Source organism: Streptomyces sp. NPDC091280, from assembly GCF_044768565.1.
Taxonomy (GTDB): domain Bacteria; phylum Actinomycetota; class Actinomycetes; order Streptomycetales; family Streptomycetaceae; genus Streptomyces.
This window is the reverse complement of the sequence record NZ_JBIVUZ010000004.1, coordinates 505,434-525,618: the sequence shown is the minus strand read 5'-3', so window position 1 is coordinate 525,618 and position 20,185 is coordinate 505,434. Positions and strand designations below refer to the sequence as shown.

19 protein-coding genes are annotated in these 20,185 nt (G+C 72.7%); 7 read left to right on the top strand and 12 right to left on the bottom strand.

The annotated features are described in order from the left end of the window. Nucleotides 1–88: 88 nt before the first annotated feature. Nucleotides 89–2,755 (top strand): cellulose binding domain-containing protein, encoded by a 2,667-nt coding sequence (locus ACIQPR_RS15640; protein WP_403647662.1) that lies wholly within the window; start codon nucleotides 89–91, stop codon nucleotides 2,753–2,755. Between the two features lie 38 nt (nucleotides 2,756–2,793). Here ACIQPR_RS15640 and ACIQPR_RS15635 read toward each other — a convergent pair whose 3' ends face one another. Both ACIQPR_RS15635 and ACIQPR_RS15630 read right to left on the bottom strand, forming a co-directional pair. Beyond that, nucleotides 2,794–3,543, bottom strand: a complete 750-nt coding sequence (locus ACIQPR_RS15635; protein WP_403647659.1) for a class I SAM-dependent methyltransferase — start codon at nucleotides 3,541–3,543, stop codon at nucleotides 2,794–2,796. A gap of 29 nt (nucleotides 3,544–3,572) precedes the next feature. Further along, nucleotides 3,573–3,878, bottom strand: coding sequence for a 4a-hydroxytetrahydrobiopterin dehydratase (locus tag ACIQPR_RS15630; protein ID WP_403647656.1), 306 nt, complete (start codon nucleotides 3,876–3,878; stop codon nucleotides 3,573–3,575). 173 nt (nucleotides 3,879–4,051) lie between these two features. Here ACIQPR_RS15630 and ACIQPR_RS15625 point away from each other — a divergent pair, with 173 nt between their 5' ends. From ACIQPR_RS15625 to narJ, 4 genes are all read left to right on the top strand, one after another. Then, on the top strand, nucleotides 4,052–4,867 hold the full coding sequence (locus ACIQPR_RS15625) for a helix-turn-helix domain-containing protein (protein WP_403647653.1): 816 nt from the start codon (nucleotides 4,052–4,054) through the stop codon (nucleotides 4,865–4,867). An 85-nt stretch (nucleotides 4,868–4,952) separates the two neighbouring features. Beyond that, nucleotides 4,953–5,816, top strand: a complete 864-nt coding sequence (locus ACIQPR_RS15620; protein WP_403647651.1) for a helix-turn-helix domain-containing protein — start codon at nucleotides 4,953–4,955, stop codon at nucleotides 5,814–5,816. Nucleotides 5,817–5,895: 79 nt separating this feature from the next. After that, nucleotides 5,896–6,711: an SAM-dependent methyltransferase gene (locus ACIQPR_RS15615; protein WP_403647648.1), complete on the top strand. Its 816-nt coding sequence runs from the start codon at nucleotides 5,896–5,898 to the stop codon at nucleotides 6,709–6,711. Between the two features lie 253 nt (nucleotides 6,712–6,964). Then, complete coding sequence (gene narJ, locus ACIQPR_RS15610; RefSeq protein ID WP_403647645.1) at nucleotides 6,965–7,480, top strand: nitrate reductase molybdenum cofactor assembly chaperone; 516 nt, start codon at nucleotides 6,965–6,967, stop codon at nucleotides 7,478–7,480. On the opposite strand, the gene dnaK is transcribed toward narJ, so the two are convergent. From dnaK to ACIQPR_RS15590, 4 genes are all read right to left on the bottom strand, one after another. After that, complete coding sequence (gene dnaK / locus ACIQPR_RS15605) at nucleotides 7,477–9,351, bottom strand: molecular chaperone DnaK (RefSeq protein ID WP_403647642.1); 1,875 nt, start codon at nucleotides 9,349–9,351, stop codon at nucleotides 7,477–7,479. The genes narJ and dnaK overlap by 4 nt on opposite strands. Before the next feature lie 118 nt (nucleotides 9,352–9,469). Then, a complete protein-coding gene (locus ACIQPR_RS15600) occupies nucleotides 9,470–9,895 on the bottom strand; it encodes an OsmC family protein (RefSeq protein WP_317886618.1) in 426 nt (141 codons plus the stop codon). A 135-nt stretch (nucleotides 9,896–10,030) separates the two neighbouring features. Beyond that, nucleotides 10,031–12,106 (bottom strand): phage holin family protein, encoded by a 2,076-nt coding sequence (locus ACIQPR_RS15595; protein ID WP_403647639.1) that lies wholly within the window; start codon nucleotides 12,104–12,106, stop codon nucleotides 10,031–10,033. Nucleotides 12,107–12,188: 82 nt separating this feature from the next. After that, nucleotides 12,189–12,620, bottom strand: coding sequence for a hypothetical protein (locus ACIQPR_RS15590; RefSeq protein WP_403647636.1), 432 nt, complete (start codon nucleotides 12,618–12,620; stop codon nucleotides 12,189–12,191). A gap of 85 nt (nucleotides 12,621–12,705) precedes the next feature. Between ACIQPR_RS15590 and ACIQPR_RS15585 the strand changes: the two genes are divergently transcribed. Further along, nucleotides 12,706–13,479, top strand: a complete 774-nt coding sequence (locus ACIQPR_RS15585; protein WP_403647633.1) for an MBL fold metallo-hydrolase — start codon at nucleotides 12,706–12,708, stop codon at nucleotides 13,477–13,479. Further along, nucleotides 13,476–14,111: a DedA family protein gene (locus ACIQPR_RS15580; RefSeq protein ID WP_403647630.1), complete on the top strand. Its 636-nt coding sequence runs from the start codon at nucleotides 13,476–13,478 to the stop codon at nucleotides 14,109–14,111. Before ACIQPR_RS15585 ends, ACIQPR_RS15580 begins: the two co-directional genes overlap by 4 nt. A 34-nt stretch (nucleotides 14,112–14,145) precedes the next feature. Here the strand turns inward: ACIQPR_RS15580 and ACIQPR_RS15575 are convergent, their stop codons facing one another. The 6 genes from ACIQPR_RS15575 to ACIQPR_RS15550 all read right to left on the bottom strand — a co-directional run bounded on the left by ACIQPR_RS15575 (nucleotide 14,146) and on the right by ACIQPR_RS15550 (nucleotide 20,129). Beyond that, complete coding sequence (locus tag ACIQPR_RS15575) at nucleotides 14,146–15,198, bottom strand: MBL fold metallo-hydrolase (protein WP_403647628.1); 1,053 nt, start codon at nucleotides 15,196–15,198, stop codon at nucleotides 14,146–14,148. Then, on the bottom strand, nucleotides 15,195–16,442 hold the full coding sequence (locus ACIQPR_RS15570; RefSeq protein WP_403647943.1) for an aminotransferase class I/II-fold pyridoxal phosphate-dependent enzyme: 1,248 nt from the start codon (nucleotides 16,440–16,442) through the stop codon (nucleotides 15,195–15,197). The genes ACIQPR_RS15575 and ACIQPR_RS15570 overlap by 4 nt, the downstream gene beginning before the upstream one ends. A gap of 118 nt (nucleotides 16,443–16,560) precedes the next feature. Beyond that, nucleotides 16,561–17,157: a hypothetical protein gene (locus tag ACIQPR_RS15565; protein WP_403647625.1), complete on the bottom strand. Its 597-nt coding sequence runs from the start codon at nucleotides 17,155–17,157 to the stop codon at nucleotides 16,561–16,563. A gap of 122 nt (nucleotides 17,158–17,279) precedes the next feature. Further along, complete coding sequence (locus ACIQPR_RS15560; RefSeq protein WP_403647622.1) at nucleotides 17,280–18,080, bottom strand: SigB/SigF/SigG family RNA polymerase sigma factor; 801 nt, start codon at nucleotides 18,078–18,080, stop codon at nucleotides 17,280–17,282. Between the two features lie 114 nt (nucleotides 18,081–18,194). Continuing rightward, complete coding sequence (locus tag ACIQPR_RS15555; RefSeq protein WP_403647619.1) at nucleotides 18,195–18,467, bottom strand: DUF6158 family protein; 273 nt, start codon at nucleotides 18,465–18,467, stop codon at nucleotides 18,195–18,197. A 42-nt stretch (nucleotides 18,468–18,509) separates the two neighbouring features. Then, nucleotides 18,510–20,129, bottom strand: coding sequence for an ABC-F family ATP-binding cassette domain-containing protein (locus tag ACIQPR_RS15550; RefSeq protein WP_403647616.1), 1,620 nt, complete (start codon nucleotides 20,127–20,129; stop codon nucleotides 18,510–18,512). Nucleotides 20,130–20,185 lie beyond the last annotated feature (56 nt).

Below are 20,185 nucleotides of genomic sequence, written 5' to 3'. Positions count from 1 at the left end.
CCGTCACGGAACCGCCGGGCGGCCCCCACCTGCACTGGGGGCCGCCCGGTCCCCTCGCCTTTCCCATCCGCACGGAGAGGACTCCATCGTGCGAAGAACCCGTATCCTCACGGCCGTACTCGCCCTCGCCGCAGGCCTGTTGGCGGGCAACCCATCCGCCCTGGCCGCGAGCGCGCCGAAGACCGCGCTCGCCGCCGACACCTACACCTGGCACAACGCCCGGGTCGACGGTGGCGGGTTCGTGCCCGGCATCGTGTTCAACCGGAGCGAGAAGAACCTCGCCTACGCCCGTACCGACATCGGCGGCGCCTACCGGTGGCAGGAGGCGACCAAGACCTGGACGCCGTTGCTGGACTCGGTCGGGTGGGACGAGTGGGGGCACACCGGTGTGGTGAGCCTCGCGTCCGACTCCGTCGATCCGGACAAGGTGTACGCGGCCGTCGGGACGTACACGAACAGCTGGGACCCCACGAACGGCGCGGTGCTCAGGTCGGCGGACCGGGGCGCGAGCTGGCAGAAGACCGATCTGCCGTTCAAGCTCGGCGGGAACATGCCGGGGCGCGGCATGGGTGAGCGGCTGGCCGTCGATCCGAACAAGGACAGCGTGCTGTATCTGGGCGCGCCCAGCGGGAAGGGGCTGTGGCGGTCGACGGACTCCGGGGTGACCTGGTCGCAGGTGACGAACTTCCCCGACGCCGGCACCTATGTGCAGGATCCGAGCGACACGAGCGGCTACGCCGGCGACAACCAGGGCATCGTGTGGGTCACCTTCGACGAGTCGACGGGCACGTCCGGCAGCGCGACGAGGACGATCTACGTCGGGGTCGCGGACCTGGCGGGCGCCGTGTACCGGTCGACGGACGCGGGCGCGACGTGGAGCCGGGTGGCCGGGCAGCCGACCGGGTATCTGGCGCACAAGGGTGTACTGGATGCGGTCAACGGCTGTCTGTACATCGCATACAGCGACAAGGGCGGTCCGTACGACGGCGGCAAGGGCCAGTTGTGGCGCTACGCCACCGCGACCGGCACCTGGACGAACATCAGCCCGGTCGCGGAGGCCGACACCTACTACGGCTTCGGCGGACTGACCGTGGACCGGCAGCATCCCGGGACCGTGATGGCGACGGCGTACAGCTCCTGGTGGCCGGACACGCAGATCTTCCGCTCGACGGACAGCGGCGGCAGCTGGACGAAGGCCTGGGACTACACCTCCTATCCCAACCGCTCGAACCGCTACACGATCGACGTGTCCTCCGTGCCGTGGCTGACCTTCGGGGCGAATCCGTCACCGCCCGAACAGGCCCCGAAACTGGGCTGGATGACCGAGTCGCTGGAGATCGACCCGTTCGACTCGAACCGGATGATGTACGGGACGGGTGCGACGCTCTACGGCACGGAGGACCTGACGAACTGGGACAGCGGGGGCCGGTTCACCGTGCGGCCCATGGTGCGGGGGCTGGAGGAGACGGCCGTCGACGACCTCGCCGCTCCCCCGTCCGGCGGGGCCCAACTCCTCAGCGCGCTGGGCGACATCGGCGGGTTCCGGCACACGGATCTCACGAAGGTCCCCTCGATGATGTTCACTTCGCCGACCTTCACGACGACCACGAGCCTCGACTTCGCGGAGAGCAACCCCGACACGGTGGTGCGGGTGGGGAATGCGGACTCGGGGCCGCACATCGCGTTCTCGACGGACAACGGGGCCAACTGGTTCGCGGGGACGGATCCTTCGGGCGTGAACGGTGGCGGGACGGTGGCCGCGGCGGCGGACGGGAGCCGGTTCGTGTGGAGTCCGGCGGGTGCCGGGGTGCAGTACACGACCGGGTTCGGTTCGTCCTGGTCGGCGTCCGGCGGCATCCCGGCGGGCGCCGTCGTGGAAGCGGACCGGGTCGACGCCAAAACCTTCTACGGCTTCAAGTCCGGCAAGTTCTACGTCAGTTCGGACGGCGGGGCGACTTTCACCGCCTCGGCGGCGACCGGGCTGCCCGGTGGTGACAGCGTGCGGTTCAAAGCACTGCCCGGTACGAAGGGGGACGTCTGGCTGGCGGGCGGGGCGAGCGACGGGGCGTACGGACTGTGGCACTCCACGGACGGCGGCGCCTCCTTCACCAAGCTCGCGAACGTCGCTCAGGCCGACACCATCGGCTTCGGGAAGGCGGCGACGGGAGCCTCGTACCAGACGCTCTACACGAGCGCGAAGATCGGCGGTGTGCGCGGGATCTTCCGTTCGACCGACCGGGGCGTGAGCTGGACGCGGATCAACGACGACGCGCACCAGTGGGGTTGGACGGGTGCGGCGATCACCGGCGACCCGCGGGTGTACGGCCGGGTGTACGTGTCGACGAACGGGCGCGGGATCGTCTACGGCGACTCGTCCGACGCCGGTGGTGGGGGCGGGGACGGCGGCGGGGGCACCGATCCGACCCCTCCCACCGGCGCCTGCTCGGTCACGTACCGGATCACCAACCAGTGGGCGGGCGGCTTCCAGGCCGACGTCCAGGTGACCAACACCGGCTCGACGGCCTGGAACGGCTGGGCACTCGGGTGGTCCTTCGCGGACGGGCAGCGGATCGGTCAGCTGTGGAACGCCGACTGGACCCAGTCGGGCGCGGCCGTGACGGCGAGGAACGTGAGCTGGAACGGGACGGTCGCCGCGGGTTCCTCGGTGGGGTTCGGGTTCACGGGGAGCTGGTCGGGGGTGAATACGGGACCCGGCGCGTTCACGGTGGGTGATCAGGCCTGCGCGGTCGCCTGAGCGGCGCCGGCGGCGAGCATGTGACGGGACGGCGGAGGTCACCCGGCCGGGGGCTTCCTGAAGGCCAGGACGGTGAACTCCGGGTCCGCGCGCGGGCGTTCCTGCTCCGGGAGGGTCCTCAGCCGCTCGACGAACCGTTCGGTGAGGGGTTCGCCGGGCGGCAGCATGGTGAACCAGCCGCGGCGCAGGTCCGCGGTGGTGCTGCGGGGGCTGCGGCCCTGGCCGTGGCCGCGGAAGCGGGCGGTGCCGGCCGGCCGCAGGCCCTGCTCGGCGGCGTGGGCGCGGACCTGCTCGGGTCGGTCCTGGGCGGGGCGGCGCGGACGGGCGGCCAGGACGGCGTCGATGTCACTGCCGACGTCGTGGGCGGCGGCCTTGTCGACCGTGGTGATGTACACCCCGCCCGGTCGCAGCACCCGCGCGCACTCCGCGACGATCGCCCCGGCGTCCTCGGGGCCCGCCACGAGGTGCAGCAGCCAGACGGTGGTGACGGCGTCGAACACCCCGTCGGGGAAGGGGAGTCGGCGGCTGTCGGCGAGGAGGACCGCGCCGGGCAGCCGGGTGGCGGCGGTGCGGGCCATGGCGGGTGCGGCGTCCAGGCCGGTGACCCGCAGTCCGGGGCGGGCGGCGGCCAGCCGGCGGGTGACGATGCCGGTGCCGCAGGCCACGTCGAGCAGGGCGCGGGCGTCCTGCGGGACGAGGCCGAGGACGGCTTCGGCAGCGGCGGCGGCACGGGGCTCGCCGCCGCGTGTCGCGTCGTAGGCGTCGGCTTCCTTGTCGTAGTCGAGCACGCGCGGTCGTCCCTTTCTGTCCTGTACGGTCAGGCCGCTCCGTGTCCGGGCGCCAAGTCCTCGACTCTGCGGGCGAGTTGGAAGTCCAGGTCGGTGACGGCGCCGCCGATGCTGTGGGTGTGCACGGCGAGGGAGACGGTGTTGTAGCCGAGGGTGAGGTCGGCGTGGTGGTCGAGTTCCTCCTGGACCTGGGCGATGTGGACGACCATCGCGGTGGCCGCGAAGTGCGAGCCGAGCCGGTAGGAGCGGGTGAGTCGGTCGGTGTCGAGGGACCAGCCGGGGAGTTCCGCGAGGCGGTCCTCGATCTCCTTCTGCGACAGCGGTGCGACGGGCATGGCCTCGGTCCTTCCTGGCGGGTGCGGGTTCCTCTCGGCCGTTTCAGCGTGCCACAGGCGGCCCGCCGCGCGCCCAGCGGAAGGAGGGCCCCCAGGATGGGTGCGGGACGCGGCTCCCCCGGACGGGTTCTCGGTCCGCTCACGGGCGGGCCGCGTCGACTACGGTCATGGGTATGACCATCGTCGCGACCGGTACCGGCACCCCCGCCGGCAAGGGTGTCGGTCCGCTGCTGCGTGTTTGGCGGGAGCGGCGGCGGGTCAGCCAGCTGGCGCTGCGGGCCGACTCCTCGGCCCGGCACATCAGCTTCGTCGAGACGGGGCGGTCCCGGCCGAGCGAGGAGATGGTGCTGCGGCTGGCCGAGCACCTTCAGGTGCCGGTGCGGGAGCGCAACTCCCTTCTGCTGGCCGCCGGTTACGCCCCCCACTATCCGGAAACCCCGTGGGACGACCCGGCGTTGGGCGCGTTGCGCGAGGGTCTGGAGCGGCTGATCGAGGGCTACGAGCCGTATCCGGCGCTGGTGGTCGACGCCGTGTACGACGTCGTGGCGGCCAACCGGGGCATCACGACGCTGCTGGACGGGGTACCCGAGGCCCTGCTCCGGCCGCCGCTCAACGCCATGCGGTTGACGCTGCACCCCGAGGGCCTGGCGCCGCGCATCCGCAATCTGGGTGAATGGCGCGGGCATCTCCTCGCGCAGATGGAGCGGCAGATCGCCCTGCACCGGTCCGAACCGCTGCGCGCGCTCTACGACGAGGTCGCCGCCTATCCCCTGCCGGAGTCGGCCGGCGCCGAGGCCCAACCGGCGTCTCCCGTGCCGTACTTCGCGCTGCCGATGCGGATCGAGCACGAGGGGCGGGTGCTGTCGTTCGTCTCCTCGATCTCCACGTTCAACACACCGATGGACGTGACGGTCTCGGAGCTGGCGATCGAGACGTTCCTGCCGGCCGATCCGGCGACCGCCAAGTACCTCCGCGCGCCGGGGGACTGACCGATGATCGCCTCGGAACCGCTGAGACAACGGCCGGAACATGGCACACTGCCCCCAGACTTCGGCGCGTATGGGGAGGCGTGGCGTGAGTGAACGGCGGCCCGCGCCCACCGTGGGTCAAGTGGTGCTGGGCAGAAGGCTCCAGGAGCTGCGCGAGGCGGCCGGCATCAAACGCGAGGAGGCCGCGCAGGTCCTGCGGGTGGCCCCGGCGACCGTGCGGCGGATGGAGATGGCCGAGGTCGCGCTGAAAGTACCGTACGTCCAGGTGCTGTTGACCACGTACGGGGTGGCCGACGAGGAGGCGGACGCGTTCGTCGCGCTCACCGAGGAGGCGAACCAGCCGGGTTGGTGGCAGCGCTTCCACGACGTGCTGCCGGAGTGGTTCAGCCTGTACGTGAGCCTGGAGGGCGCGGCGGGCCTGATCCGTTCGTACGAACCGCACTTCGTGCCGGGCCTGTTGCAGACCGAGGACTACGCGCGCGCCGTGATGGAGGCCGGGACCATCGGCCAGAGCGGCCCCGAGAGCATCGAGCGGCACGTGTCCCTGCGGCTGGCCCGCCAGAGCCTGCTGGAGCGGGACAACCCGCCGCACCTGTGGGTCATCATGGACGAGACGGTGCTGCGTCGGCCGGTGAGCATGCGCGGCGAGGTGATGCGCGAACAGCTGGACAGACTCCTGGAGTTCGGCGAGCGCGACCGGGTCACGCTCCAGATCGCGGAGTTCGCGAACGGTCCGCACCCGGGGACGTACGCGCCGTTCTCGCTGTTCCGTTTCGCCGAACCGGAGCTGCCCGACATGGTGTTCACCGAGTATCTGACCGGCGCCCTGTATCTGGACTCCCGTACCGAGGTCTCCGCGCATCTGGAGGTCCTCGACCACATGACGGCGCACGCCGCGTCCGCCCAGCGCACCAAGAAGATCCTGCGGGACTACCGCGAGACCTTCTGAGGACGGCCCCGCACAGCACGGCCCCGCACAGCACGGTTCCCGGCCCGCACGACCCGAACTCCCGAGGAGACGACACCGCATGACCGGATCCGAAGCCGCGCCCCCCCGTATCGACACCAGCCGGCCGCATCCGGCGCGGGTGTACGACTGGTGGCTCGGCGGCAAGGACAACTACCCGGTGGACGAGGAGCTGGCACGCCGGATCCTCGCCACGGACGGCACGGTGCTGCGTGGCGCGCGGGCCAACCGCCGGTTCATGCACCGAGCGACACGGGCCGCCGCGACGGCCGGGATACGCCAGTTCCTCGACATCGGCACCGGTATCCCCACCGAGCCGAACCTGCACCAGGTGGCACAGAGTGTCACCCCGGACGCCAAGGTCGTGTACGCGGACAACGACCCGATCGTGCTGCGGCACGCGGAGGCGCTGCTGCACGGCGCGCCCGAGGGCAGCACCGAGTACGTGCACGCCGACGTCCGCGACCCGGAGACCATCCTGCGGCTGGCCGGCGAGAGCCTCGACTTCACACAGCCGGTCGCGCTGTCGCTGGTCGCGCTCACCCACTACCTGGGCGACGACCCCGCCGGCGACGACGTGTACGGCCTGATCAAGCGGTACGTCGACGTCCTCGCCCCGGGCAGCTACCTGGTGATGTCGCAGGTCACGCCCGACCTCAGCCCCGAGGCCATCGCGCAGGCCGCCGAGCACTTCCGGCGCAGCGGCACCCCCTTCCACCCGCGCTCGCTGGCCGAGTTCTCACGCTTCTTCGACGGCCTGGAGCTGCTCGGCCCGGGCGTGATCGCCGTCTACGGCTGGCGCCCGGAGCCGGAGGACGTGGCCGCCCAGGCCGAGGGCATCGTCCCGGTCTACGGCGGGGTCGCCCGCAAGGGCTGACCCGTACGGCTGCCGTGAACGGGTGCGCTCCCCCGCCCCGCCCTAGGTTCGACACCACGGGCGAGCGAGTAGGCGAGGGAGCGCAGGTGACAGGGACGCGGACACCGCCCACCGGGCCGGGAGCGGCGCCGCCGCGGTCGGGGCGGTTCCGCCGCCCGGACTCGGGGCGCGGGCCGCTGCCGGTCGTGGCCGTGGCCCACGGTCACGCGCCGCGCGAGCGGCGGCCCGCGGACCACGACGCGGAGGATGTCTGATGCCCTCGGACGCCGTGCTGTACCAGGGGGCGGCGCTCTGTCTGACCTACCCGGACGACGCCTTCCGCGCCCGGCTCCCGCTGTTGCGGGAAGCCGCCCCGCAGCTGAGGGAGTTCGTCGACCACGCGGCGCTGACCCCGCCCCGGGAACTCGCCGCGCACTATGTGCGGGTCTTCGACCGCGACAACCGGCACAGTCTGTACCTGAGCCGGTGGCACGAGGGCGACACCCGGCGGCCCGGCATGTCCCTGGTCCGCTCCCAAGAGCTTTACCGCGCGCACGAGTTGGAGTTCACCGGTGCGCAGCTGCCCGACTTCCTGCCCGCGGTCCTGGAGTTCACGGCCCGCACCGGCAAGCTCGACCTCCTGGGCGAGTACCGCGGTGCCCTGCACCGGCTCCGCGCCCGGCTGGCCGACTGCGGCACGCCCTACGCCTCCGTCCTCGACGCCGTGTGTGCCACCCTGCCGCACCCGGAGCGGCAGGGGCGGGAGCGGCAGGAGCAGGCCGGGAGTTAGGCGGCGCCGCCCTTCGGTTCGCGTTCGTCGTCGACGATCTCCGCGTCGACGACGCCTTCCTCCTCCTGCGGCGAGGTGTGTTCGGTGGGGGTCTCCGGCTGTTGCGCGGAGGGCTGTTGGGCGGCCTGGGCGTACATCGCCTGGCCCATGCGCTGGCTGACGGTGGCGAGGTTCTCGACGGCCGTGCGCAACTCGGCGGTGTCCGCCTCCTGTTCGAGCAGGGCCTTCACCTCCGTGGCCGCCGCCGCGACTTCGGTGCGGGTCTCGGCCGGGATGCGTTCCTCGTTCTCGCGGACGAACTTCTCGGTCTGGTAGACGAGTTGTTCGGCCTGGTTGCGGGTCTCGGCGGCCTCGCGGCGCCGGCGGTCCTCGTCCGCGTACTGTTCGGCCTCGCGCATCATGCGGTCGATGTCGTCCTTGGGCAGCGCGGAGCCGCCGGTGACGGTCATCTTCTGCTCGCGGCCGGTGGCGAGGTCCTTGGCCGAGACGTGCATGATGCCGTTGGCGTCGATGTCGAAGGCGACCTCGATCTGCGGGACGCCGCGCGGGGCGGGCGGCAGGCCGGTGAGGTCGAAGACGCCCAACTTCTTGTTGTAGGCGGCGATTTCGCGTTCGCCTTGGTAGACCTGGATGCCGACCGAGGGCTGGTTGTCGGTGGCGGTGGTGAAGATCTCCGAACGCCGGGTGGGAATGGTCGTGTTGCGTTCGATGAGCTTGGTCATGATGCCGCCCTTGGTCTCGATGCCCAGGGACAGCGGGGTGACGTCGAGGAGCAGCACGTCCTTGACGTCGCCGCGGATGACTCCGGCCTGGAGGGCGGCGCCGACCGCCACGACCTCGTCGGGGTTGACGCCCTTGTGCGGGTCCTTGCCGGTGAGTTCCTTGACGAGGTCGGTGACGGCGGGCATACGGGTCGAGCCGCCGACGAGGATGACGTGGTCGACGGCGGAGAGCTTGACGCCCGCGTCCTTGACCGCCTGGTGGAAGGGGGTCTTGCAGCGGTCGAGGAGATCGGCGGTGAGTTCCTGGAACTGGGCGCGGGTCAGCTTCTCGTCGAGGTGCAGCGGGCCGTCCGCCGAGGCGGTGATGTAGGGCAGGTTGATCGTCGTCTCGGTCGACGAGGACAGTTCGATCTTGGCCTTCTCGGCGCCCTCGCGCAGCCGTTGCAGCGCCATCTTGTCCTTGCCGAGGTCGATGCCGTACTGACCCTGGAACTTCTTGACCAGGTACTCCATGACCCGCTGGTCCCAGTCGTCGCCGCCGAGGTGGGTGTCGCCGTTGGTGGCCTTGACCTCGATGACGCCGTCGCCGATCTCCAGGAGGGACACGTCGAAGGTGCCGCCGCCGAGGTCGAAGACGAGGACGGTCTGTTCCTCGCCGCGGTCGAGGCCGTAGGCGAGGGCGGCGGCGGTCGGCTCGTTGATGATCCGCAGGACCTTCAGGCCGGCGATCTCACCGGCCTCCTTGGTGGCCTGGCGCTGGGAGTCGTCGAAGTAGGCGGGGACGGTGATCACGGCGTCGGTGACGTCCTCGCCGAGGTAGGCCTCCGTGTCCCGTTTCAGTTTCTGGAGCACGCGCGCGGACAACTCCTGGGCGCGGTAACGCGTTCCGTCGATGCCGCCGGTGTCCGGGAAGCGCCACTCGGTGTTGCCCATGTGGCGTTTCACCGAGCGCGCGGTGCGTTCGATGTTGGTCACGGCCTGCCGTTTGGCGACCTCGCCGACCAGCACCTCGCCGTTCTTGGCGAAGGCGACGACCGAGGGTGTGGTCCTCGCTCCCTCGGCGTTGGCGACGACCGTCGCCTCCCCGCCCTCCAGCACCGCGACCACCGAGTTCGTGGTCCCTAGATCGATCCCGACCGCACGTCCCATCGCCGTCCCCTTCCGCCAGGCGCTGCCCGATCTCCAGCACAGGACCCGAGTGCCGGAAAGTCAATGCCGCACCCGTTTTCCGGGTGCGGCATCGCGGTGCGTACGGGGCGGGGCGGGGTCAGGCGGATTCCACCGTGAGCGTGATCGTCGTGCCCGCGAGGGCCTGGCTGACCGGGCAGTTCTTCTTGGCGTCCTCGGCGGCGGCCTTGAAGCCGTCCTCGTCCAGGCCGGGGACCTCGCCGCGGACGGTGAGGTGGATGCCGGTGATGCCCTCGCCGGGCTGGAAGGTCACATCGGCCTTGGTCTCCAGGCGGGTGGGCGGGGTGCCCGCGCCGGCCAGGCCGTGCGACAGCGCCATCGAGAAGCAGCTGGAGTGGGCGGCGGCGATCAGTTCCTCGGGGCTGGTCTTCCCGTTGGCGTCCTGGGCCCGCGACGCCCAGGTCACCGGCTGCTCGCCGATGCCGGAGGAGTCGAAGGTGACGACGCCGCTGCCCTCCAGCAGGTTGCCTTCCCAGTTGGTGTGGGCGGTGCGCGTGGTAGCCACGGTGAGTCCTTTCGATGCGGATGTCGTTCGGAGCCATCCGATCACATTCCGCCGCACCGCACCCGGAAGACCGGCCCACGCGGGGTGAACGACGGGCGAGCGCCCGGTGGCATCGGCCGGGCCGCTCGCCCGTCGTCAGGCGGCCCGTTCCTCCGGCTCCGCGGGCAGCGGGATCTGCGGGCCGTTCAACTCCCGCAGCCAGCGCCGCAGTACACGGTGGATGTGCTCGGCGCCGACGAGGTCCTCGCCGTCGGCGACCGGCGCGGAGAGGGTGTACGGGGAGAGCAGGAACGGCTTGCCCTGGCAGCCGCCGAGGCCGCCGTGCGAGCCGATCTGCTCCTCGAAGGCGAGGACTTCGCCCTCCGCAGGGTCGTACCAGGAGTTGACCATGATGTCGGCGGTGTGCGGGAAGGAGTGGGTGCGCCGTACGGCGTCCGCGGCGCCGGGGCCGAAGTCCGCCAACGGGCCCTGTTTGTCGTCGAGTTCGGCGATCGGCAGCTCCGTGCCGTGCGCGCCGAGCAGCAGCCCGCCGTGCTCCTCGCTGCGGACCAGGACGAAGCCGACGCCCGGGTGGTTGGCGAGCGTGGTGAGGAGCGCCGGGTGCCGGGCGTCGATCTCCTCCTTCGTCATCCGGTGCGGTACGTCCGGGAAGGAGACCAGGCCGAGGTTGCCGGAGGCCAGCACGATCGGCTCCGAGTGGCGGCCGGAGCGGGCGTGGTGCTCGTCGCCCTGCTTGGCCGGCCGGCCCAGGGCGGCGCGGACGGCGGCGCGGGCCTCGGCGCCGCTGTGGGTGCGCCGGGCCCGGCGCGGCACGGGCAGCCCGCAGCCCGCCCGGACGAGGTCGCCGAGGGTGAGGCCGTAGCGGCCCTGGAAGGTCTCGCCGGGGCTCTGGCCGTGGTCGGAGAGGACGACGATGCGGTACGGGCGCGGGGCGTGCTCGGCGACGTTCTCGATCAGCGCCAGGGCGCGGTCGAGGCGCCCGAGGACCTTGGCGGCGTCGCGGCTGCGCGGGCCCGAGTGGTGGGCGACCTCGTCGTAGGCCACGAGGTCGGCGTAGACGGCGGTGCGGCCGGCCAGCATGTCGCCCATGACCGCGGCGACGACGACATCCCGCTCCACGACGGTCGCGAAGGCCCGCACCACGGGATAGAGGCCGCCGCGTTTGACGCGGGGGCGCTGCCTGGTGAGGCGGGAGCGGGTCGACTGGCCGATCTCCCGGCCGACCTCGGCGACGAAGGACATCGCGGTGCGGACGGCGTTGGCGGGGTCGGAGAAGTAGGCGAAGTAGCCCGCGCGGGAACGGTTCTCACGGCCCCGGCGGCGGGTCGCGATGGACAGCACGAGGGCCTGTTCGTCGGCGCCGCCGCTGAACAGGTTGCCCCGGCTGGCGCCGTCCACGGTGAGCAGGCCGCCGTCGCCGGTGTACGCGACGGCGCGCGCCTGGAGTTCGGCGGCGCTGGTGGGACGGTTGCAGACCATGACCTCGCCGGTGTCCTTCTCGTACCAGCGGAACGCGGGGATGTCGTGGTTGGAGCCGTGCAGGATGCCGAGCTGGCTGGCGCCGGTCTGGCTGGACCAGTCGGTGCGCCAGGGGGTGAGGCGGTGGGTGGGGCGCTCGCCGCCGAGGAGTCGCGCGACCGTGGGCATCAGCCCCTTGTCCATCGCGTCGAGGAGGACGTCGTGGCCGACCCCGTCGAGCTGGAGGAAGACGGTGCCGGGCGAGGAGGGGCCCGGTGGGAGGGCTCTGCGGCGGCGGTCGGCGAGACGGTAGAGGCGGCGGCGGTAGGCGTCGTCGTCGCGCACGGCCAGGGCGCCGCCGGTCGCGGAGGCGACGGCGGACATCACGGCGGCGACGACCACCGCGGTCTCCGGGGCGACCTGGCCGCGCAGCCCGCCGTCCGGATTGATGCGCAGGGCGATCAGCAGCAGCGAGCCGTTGAGGACGAAGACCAGCAGGCCGAGGACGAGCGCGGGCACCAGGAGCAGCAGCCGTACCAGCAGGGGCCACACCAGGGCCGACAGCACACCGAAGGCGCCGGCGCCGAACGCGGCCGTGACCGCGATCCGGGTGGCGCTGTCGCCGTCCGCCGACTGGAGCCGGAAGTCGGGCAGGATCCCGGCGAGCACCAGCATGGTGACCGTGGAGACGGCCCACACCGCGATGCTCCGCCCGACCTGACTGGCCAGCCGCCGCCAACGCCCTCCGCCCACGCCCCGTACACCTCACGTCCCGGGCCCGTCGACCTGGCGGGCCTGTGCCCAGCCTGTCATACGGGACGCGAGGGCTCCTGGTCTAACGGCCGTCGTAGCCGGCCGTGGGCATCGACAGCCGGCGGTGGACGCGGGCCTTGGCCTGGGCGTCGTAGAACGGTTCCGCGCGGCCCACCGTCTCGATCCGCACCCCCCGGCGCGCGCACTCGTCGGTGAACTCCTCGACGGAGGACAGCGCGCTCTCCAGGACCCGGCGGCTGGGCGCGACGAACAGGTCGAGGCCGGGGCGGACGCCGTCCCACAGGGCGCAGTGGTCGGGGCGCAGTCCGCGCACCAGGAGTTCGCGGGCGATCACATAGCCGTGGTCGGCGGCCCAGCGGGCGCACATGGCGTGCTGGCTGCGGGAGTCGACCAGGAAGGGGTCCTCGTCCAGCTCCTCCAGCGGTGTCAGGCTGGCGATCGCCGTGACCCTGACCCGCGAGCGCATGCCCAAGGCAGCGCGTGCCTGTCCCATGGCGTCCCCCTCACCTCCGGGTTTCGCCGCCGACCCTACTCCTGCCCGTAGGCTTCGGGGGAGTCGCGCGAAGGAGGCAAAGAAGGTGCCGGTGGAGATCACCTGGTGGGGTCACGCCACCTGCACGATCGAGGACTCGGGCGTACGTGTCCTCACCGACCCCCTGTTCGCCCGCCGGCTCGCGCATCTGCGAAGGCGCCGGGGCGCGCTGCCGCCGTCCGAGGCCCGGCGCGCGGACCTGGCGCTCGTCTCCCATCTGCACGCCGACCACCTGCACCTTCCCTCGCTCGCCGCGCTCGCCCCGGGCACGCGCCTGCTCGTGCCCCGGGGCGCACTCCGCGCGGTGCCCGGGCTGCGCCGGCTCCGGCAGCTGCGGATCGACGAGGTGTCGCCCGGCGACCAGAAGACGGTCGGTGACCTGGTGGTACGGGCCGTGCCCGCACGCCACGACGGGCGGCGGCTGCCGGTCGGACCGCACCGCTCCCCCGCGCTGGGCTATGTCGTGGAGGGCGCGGCGCGTACCTACTTCGCCGGGGACACCGGACTCTTCGACGGTATGGCCAAGGAGGTCGGGCCGGTCGACGTGGCGCTGCTGCCGGTCGGCGGCTGGGGGCCGTACCTCGGCGAGGGGCACCTCGACGCGGGGCGCGCGGCGCAGGCGCTGGCCCGGCTCGCGCCGCGCAGCGCGGTGCCGGTGCACTACGGCACGTACTGGCCGATCGGGATGGACGCGGTGCGCCCGCACGAATTCCACACGCCGGGCGACGAGTTCGTGCGGATCGCGGCGCTGCTGGCGCCCTCGGTGGCGGTGCACCGGCTGGGGCACGGCGAGAGCGTCCGTCCGGAGGTCGCCCGGTGAGCTGGCTCGCGGACGCGCTGTCCGCGACGGCGACCACCTCGCCCGAGTCCGCCCAACAGGCCATCGGCTACCCGACGTTGTTCCTGCTGGTGCTGCTCGGGGCGCTGGTGCCGGTGATCCCGACGGGGGCGCTGGTGAGTTCGGCGGCCGTGGTCGCGTTCCACCAGACGGCGCCGTTCGCGCTGGCGCTGGTGTTCGTGACGGCGTCGCTGGCCGCGTTCCTCGGGGACATCGCGCTGTACTGGCTGGGGCGGCGCGGGATGGGGTCGAAGAACGGCTCGCGGTGGCTGGAGGCGATCCGCGCGCGGGCCCCGGAGGAGCGGCTGGAGCAGGCGCGGCGGAAGCTGGCCGATCACGGGGTGACGGTGCTGGTCCTGTCCCGGATGGTGCCGGCCGGCCGTATCCCCGTGATGCTGGCCTGTCTGCTGGCCGAGTGGCCGATCCGCCGGTTCGCCCGGGGCAACGCGCCCGCGTGCCTGGCCTGGGCGGTGACGTATCAGCTGATCGGGATCCTGGGCGGGTCGCTGTTCCCGGAGCCGTGGGAGGGTGTGGTGGCCGCGGTCGCGCTGACCGTGGTGATCAGCGCGGCCCCGGCCGTGTGGCGGCGGGTGCGCGGGACGACTTCCGTCTAGCGGGACGACTCCTGTCCGGCGGGACAACTTCCGTCTAGGCGAGCACTCTGGAACCTCCCACCGGCAGGTCCCACAGGTCCTCGCGCGCCAACTCGGCCTTCTCCCATGCCGCCTTGACCCGCGTCAGCGGTTCCAGGACGGGTTCGGCGGACAGGACGAACGTGCCCCAGTGCATCGGGGCCATCCGGCGCGCCCCCAGATCCTGTACGGCCCGGACCGCTTCCTCCGGGTCGCAGTGGACGTCCCTGAGCCACCAGCGCGGGTCGTACGCGCCGATGGGGAGGAGCGCGAGATCGATGCCGGGGTAGCGGGCGCCGATGCGGGAGAACCAGTGGCCGTAGCCCGTGTCGCCCGCGAAGTAGACGCGCTGTCCGTCCGGTGCCGTCATGACCCAGCCGCCCCACAGGGAGTGGCAGGTGTCGGTGAGGCTGCGCTTGGACCAGTGGTGGGCGGGTACGAAGTCGAGCCGTACGCCGTCGAGTCGGGCCGCCTCCCACCAGTCGAGTTCGGTGACGCGGGTGAATCTGCGGCGGCGGAACCAGCTGCCGAGGCCGGCCGGCGCGAACACCGGGGTGTGGCGCGGGAGTCGGCGCAGGGTGGGGGCGTCGAGGTGGTCGTAGTGGTTGTGGCTGATGACGACGGCGTCGATCGGCGGGAGGGCTTCCCAGGCGACGCCGACGGGGGTGATCCGGGCCGGGGTGCCGAGGATGCGGCGGGACCAGACCGGGTCGGTGAGGATGGTCAGGCCGCCGATGCGCACCACCCAACTGGCGTGCCCCGCCCAGGTGACGGCGACGGTCAGGGCGTCGACCCGGGGCAACGGCTCGGGGGCGAAGGGGAGTCGGGGGATGTCGGCGAGGCCTTCGGGGCGGGGTCGCACGGAGCCCTCGCGGGCGAAGCGGGCCATCGCCTTGAGGCCGGGCAGCGGGGTGGTGAGGCGGTCGTGGAAGGTGCGGGGCCACACCCGGCGCTCGCCGAGGGGGCGGGGTTCGGCCAGCGGCGGGGAGGGGGGCGCGAACGGGGGTGCGGGGTCGGGGGTCTGCCGCGTGGTCGTCGTGCTGGTGGTCGACTCGGACTGCTGCGTCATCGAGGAGGCTCCCATCGCTGAGCGTCGTCGCGGAGATCGTCGAAGATCGACCTCAAGGACATCAACGCGCGTTGCACGTGTGGCAGTTCCAACGGCACGGGTGACATGAGGCATTCCGCGCGTTCCTCGCCGGTCCGGCCCAGCAGGGGCCCGGTGGACAGCCGTACCCGCAGCGCGCCCAGGTCGTCGCCGAAGCGGTGGCCGCCCGGCGCGGGCATGCCGAGTCGGGCGGTGAGGAACTCCTCCAGGTCCTGCGCGTCGCCCACGCCCTGCGGGGTGAGCGCGTGGCGCAACGGCCCGAGGTCGACATACAGATGGCGTCCCGCCCGGGGCGGCCGGGCGAACGCGCCCGCCCCGGTGACGGCGGCGTGCGCGGCGGCGGCCACGCGCGCGTGCAGGCCGACGGCGGTGTCGCGGCGGGCGAGGACGGGCGCGGGTTCGCCGAGGGCGTGGCCGGCCGCGGCGGCGACGGGTGCGGCGACGCGGGCGCCGAGCGCGGTGAGGACGTCGAGCACGCGCGCGTGGAGGGCGTTTCCGGCGTGGCCCGCGGGGAAGCGGGCGACGGCGGCGGGCCAGCCGGACGGCAGGAGCGCGCCGGCCAGGTCGGTGACGACGGTGACCCGCTCGGGCAGCATCTCGGCGGGGCTGAGCAGCATGGTGCGCCGGGGCGTGTGCAGGGTGTCGCGCCAGGTCTCGTCGCTGACCAGGTGCAGGCCCTCGCCGGCGGCGGCCTCGACGGTCTCGTGCATGACCTCGGGCGGGGCGACGGTGGCGGTCGGGTCGTCGGCCACGGACAGGACGAGCAGCCGCGGGTCGCCGCCCTCGTCGCGGACCCTGCGCACGGTCTCCAGCAGCGCGTAGGGGTCGGGCACCCCGCCGCACTCGGCCGGGGTGCCCACGTGGAACACGGGCCTGCCGAGCAGTCGCGCGTACGGCGCCCACCAGGCGGCGCACGGTCTGGGGACCAGGACGTCACCGCCGAGCGCGGCGGTCAGCGCGACCAGCAGCGCGGGGGCGCCCGGGGCGGCGGCCAGGCGGGCGGGGCCGGCGGGCAGGCCCCGGCGTTCGAAGTAGCCGCTCGCGGCGTCGAGGAGCGCGGGGGCGCCGCCGACCGGCTGCTCCCCGGTGCGGTGCGCGGCGGCGGCGAGGACGGCGGCCAGTTCGGGCAGGACGGGCAGTCCGTCGTCGGGGAACACGGGCCCGTAGCGGACGGGTCCCTGGCCTACCGCGTCCGCCTGCCGCATGGTGCCTCCGCGCAGTCCCTGGTGCAGTGCCGTGCCGTGCGTTGCCATGCCGTGCCGTGTCCCGCCGTGCCGTGTCCTGCCGGGCCGTGTCCCGCCGTGCCGTGTCGTGGTCGTGCGCTCAGAGCCTCGGCAGGCGCCTGCGCAGCCGGTACACGGCGCCGCCGAACGCGCCCGCGATCAGCACGCCTCCGGCGACCAGCGCCGGCACGGAGTCGGTGAAGGTCCCGCCCTCCCCGGCCCGTACCCCGCGCTCGATCACGGCGGCACCCGCGCAGGACTCGCCCCGGGGGTCCTGGCACGGTCGCTGCCCGCCCCCGCCGCCACTGCCGCGTTCCACGCTGAAGGTCGCGCTCCACGGCCTGCCCTGGCCGCCGGGCGGCGCGGGGCAGGTCCCCTCGACGGTCCACGCGGCGTCCCGCTCGGCCCCGTCGGCGGAGATCCGCGCGGTCCCCCGGTAGGCCGCCGCGGCGGCGCGGTCGTCGTTGCCGGGGACGCGTTGCAGCTGGACGGTTCCGTCGTCGAAACCCTGGGACGTGGCGTCGATGGTGTCGGCCGCGGTCTGCCCGGTCGCCTCGCAGGTGACGGACACGGTGACGCTCTCGCCCGCCCGCACGCTGCTCGGACTGACCTCCGCGGCCGGATCGGCGGCAACGGCCGGTCCGGCGGCGCTCCCGAGCAGGGCGACGACGGACAGGGCGAGTGCGGTGCGGCGCATGAGCGGTGCTCCTTAGACCGAGGACTGCGGCACCACCATCGAAGCCCGGTGCGCGGAGCGGCGCGCGCGGCGAGGCCCGAGCGAGTGAAAACGGACCGGACCCGCAGCCGAGCGACAGCCCGCTACGCGGCGTCCTCAAGCACCTGTTCGCGGATCCGTCGGCAGCACCGGCTGATCAGCCGGGACACATGCATCTGCGAGATCCCGAACCGCTCCGCGATCCGACTCTGCGTCATGTCCCCGAAGAACCGCAGATACAGGATCTCCCGCTCGCGCGCGGGCAGCGCGGCCAGCCGCGGCTTGACGGCCTCACGGTCGACGACGACGTCCAGCGCCGGGTCGGCGGACCCGAGCACGTCCCCCAACGCCCACCCGTCCCCGTCCCCGCCGCCGGAGGCGTCCGCGTCCAGCGACAGCGCGCTGAAACTCTCCAGCGCCTCGAGCCCGGCCCGTACGTCCTCCTCGGAGAGCGCCGTGTGCGCGGCGAGCTCCGCCACGGTCGGCCGCCGTCCCGGCACCGTCTGCGCCAGTTCCTGTCCGGCGACCCGCACCCGGTTGCGCAGGTCCTGCACCCGGCGCGGCACGTGCAGGGTCCACATGTGGTCGCGGAAGTGCCGTTTGATCTCGCCGGTGATGGTCGGTACGGCGTAGCTCTCGAAGGCGTTGCCGCGTCCGGGGTCGTAGCGGTCGACGGCCTTGACCAGGCCGAGGGCGGCGACCTGTCGCAGGTCCTCGGTGCTCTCGCCCCGGTTGCGGAAGCGTCCGGCGAGCCGGTCGGCCATCGGCAGCCAGGCCTCCACGATGTGTGCGCGGACGCTGTCGTGGCGTGGGCCGGGCGGCAGCGCGACCAGTGTGCGGAACGCCTCCGCGGTGTCGGGGGCGTCATGGTGGGAATGGCGTTGCGGGTGGGTGCGAGCAGGCATGGCGCGTCACAACTCCCTTGAGCATGCTCCGGGTTGGACGGTCACCGGTGGGAACGCGGCTGCGATCCAGCGCTGGTGGTTCGCCTGCCCCCGACCCCGGGGGCCAAACACCCGTCAGTCGCGCTCGCGTGCTCCCTGCCGGGTCCGGCCGGGAGCCACGAGGCGGCGCGGATGGCGGCGCAGGTACTCGCCCTCCAGCCGGGCCATGCGGTCGTTGTGGGCGCGCAGCGCGTCGTCCGAGCCGTACAGCAGGGTGTCGTGGCGCGTGCGGTGGATGGTCTCCAGCTCCTTCATGAGCTGGGAGTCGTCCAGGCGCGCAGGGTCGACTCCGGTCATGGTGTGCCCCGCTCGTCGAGTCTCACGGTCCTGAGACCACTGTACGAACATTCGGGCCCCGCGGCCTGCCCACCGGAGGGAACCGTGGCACTGCTACCGCGCGCGCTCCACCCGCCGCTCGTCCCACACGGGCTCGCCGCTCTCGCGGACCCGGCCGTCGCTGCCGAAGACCAGGTAGCGGTCGAAGGACCGGGCGAACCAGCGGTCGTGGGTGACGGAGAGCACCGTCCCGTCGAACGCCTCCAGGCCCTCCTGGAGTGCTTCGGCGGACTCCAGGTCGAGGTTGTCGGTGGGCTCGTCGAGGAGCAGCGCGGTGACGCCCTGGAGTTCCAGGAGGAGGATCTGGAAGCGGGCCTGCTGGCCGCCGGAGAGCCGGTCGAAGCTCTGCTCGGCCTGGCCGGTCAGCTCGTAGCGGCGCAGCCGGGACATCGCGGGGCCCTGCGCCTGAGCGTGTTCCTTCCAGAGGATGTCGAGGAGGGTGCGGCCCTGGAGTTCGGGGTGGGCGTGGGTCTGCGCGAAGTGGCCGGGCACGACGCGCGCGCCGAGCTTCCACTCCCCCGTGTGCTTCACGTCCTCGCCGGCGAGGAGGCGCAGGAAGTGCGACTTGCCGGAGCCGTTCGAGCCGAGGACCGCGACGCGTTCGCCGTAGAAGACCTCCAGGTCGAAGGGCTTCATCAGGCCGGTGAGTTCGAGTCCCTTGCAGGTGACGGCTCTTACGCCCGTCCGGCCGCCCTTGATGCGCATGGTGATGTCCTGCTCGCGGGGCGGCTCGGGGGGCGGGCCCGCCTCCTCGAACTTGCGCAGGCGGGTCTGGGCGGCCTGGTAGCGGGACGCCAACTCGTGGGAGATGGAGGCCGCCTGACGGAGGCTCAGGACGAGCTTCTTGAGCTGGGTGTGCTTCTCGTCCCAGCGGCGGCGCAACTCCTCGAAGCGGGCGAAGCGTTCGCGCCGGGCCTCGTGGTAGGTGGCGAAGCCGCCGCCGTGCACCCAGGCGTCGGCGCCGGTCGGCGAGGGCTCCACGGAGACGATCTTCTCGGCGGCGCGGGCGAGGAGTTCACGGTCGTGGGAGACGAACAGGACCGTCTTGCGGGTCTCCTTGAGCCGCTCCTCCAGCCAGCGCTTGCCGGGCACGTCGAGGTAGTTGTCGGGCTCGTCGAGCAGCAGCACCTCGTCGGAGCCGCGCAGCAGCGCCTCCAGCACGAGCCGCTTCTGCTCACCGCCGGAGAGGGTGGAGACCTGCCGGAACTGCGCCTTGTCGTAGGGCACTCCGAGCGCGGCCGTGGTGCACATGTCCCACAGGGTCTCGAACTCGTAGCCGTGCACCTCGGCCCAGTCGGACAGGGCCTGCGCGTAGGCGAGTTGGGCCGCTTCGTCGTCGACGGTCATGATGGCGTGCTCGGCCCTGTCGACCTCCTGCGCGACCGCGCGGATGCGCGGCGGGGCGACCGACACCAGCAGGTCCCGTACGGTGCTCTCGTCGCGTACGGAGCCCACGAACTGGCGCATCACGCCCAGGCCGCCACTGACGGTGACGGTGCCGCCGTGCGGTTTCAGCTCGCCGGAGATCAGCCGCAGCAGGGTCGTCTTGCCGGCGCCGTTGGGCCCGACCAGGGCGACCACGGCGCCCTCGCCGACCCGGAAGGACACATCGCCGAGCAGCGGCCTCCCGTCGGGGAGGTAGTACTCGAGGTGTGCGGCTTCCAGATGTCCCATGACCACGCATTCTGTGGGGCGGCCTCACGGCCGGGCAAACACTTATTGTGCCCGCG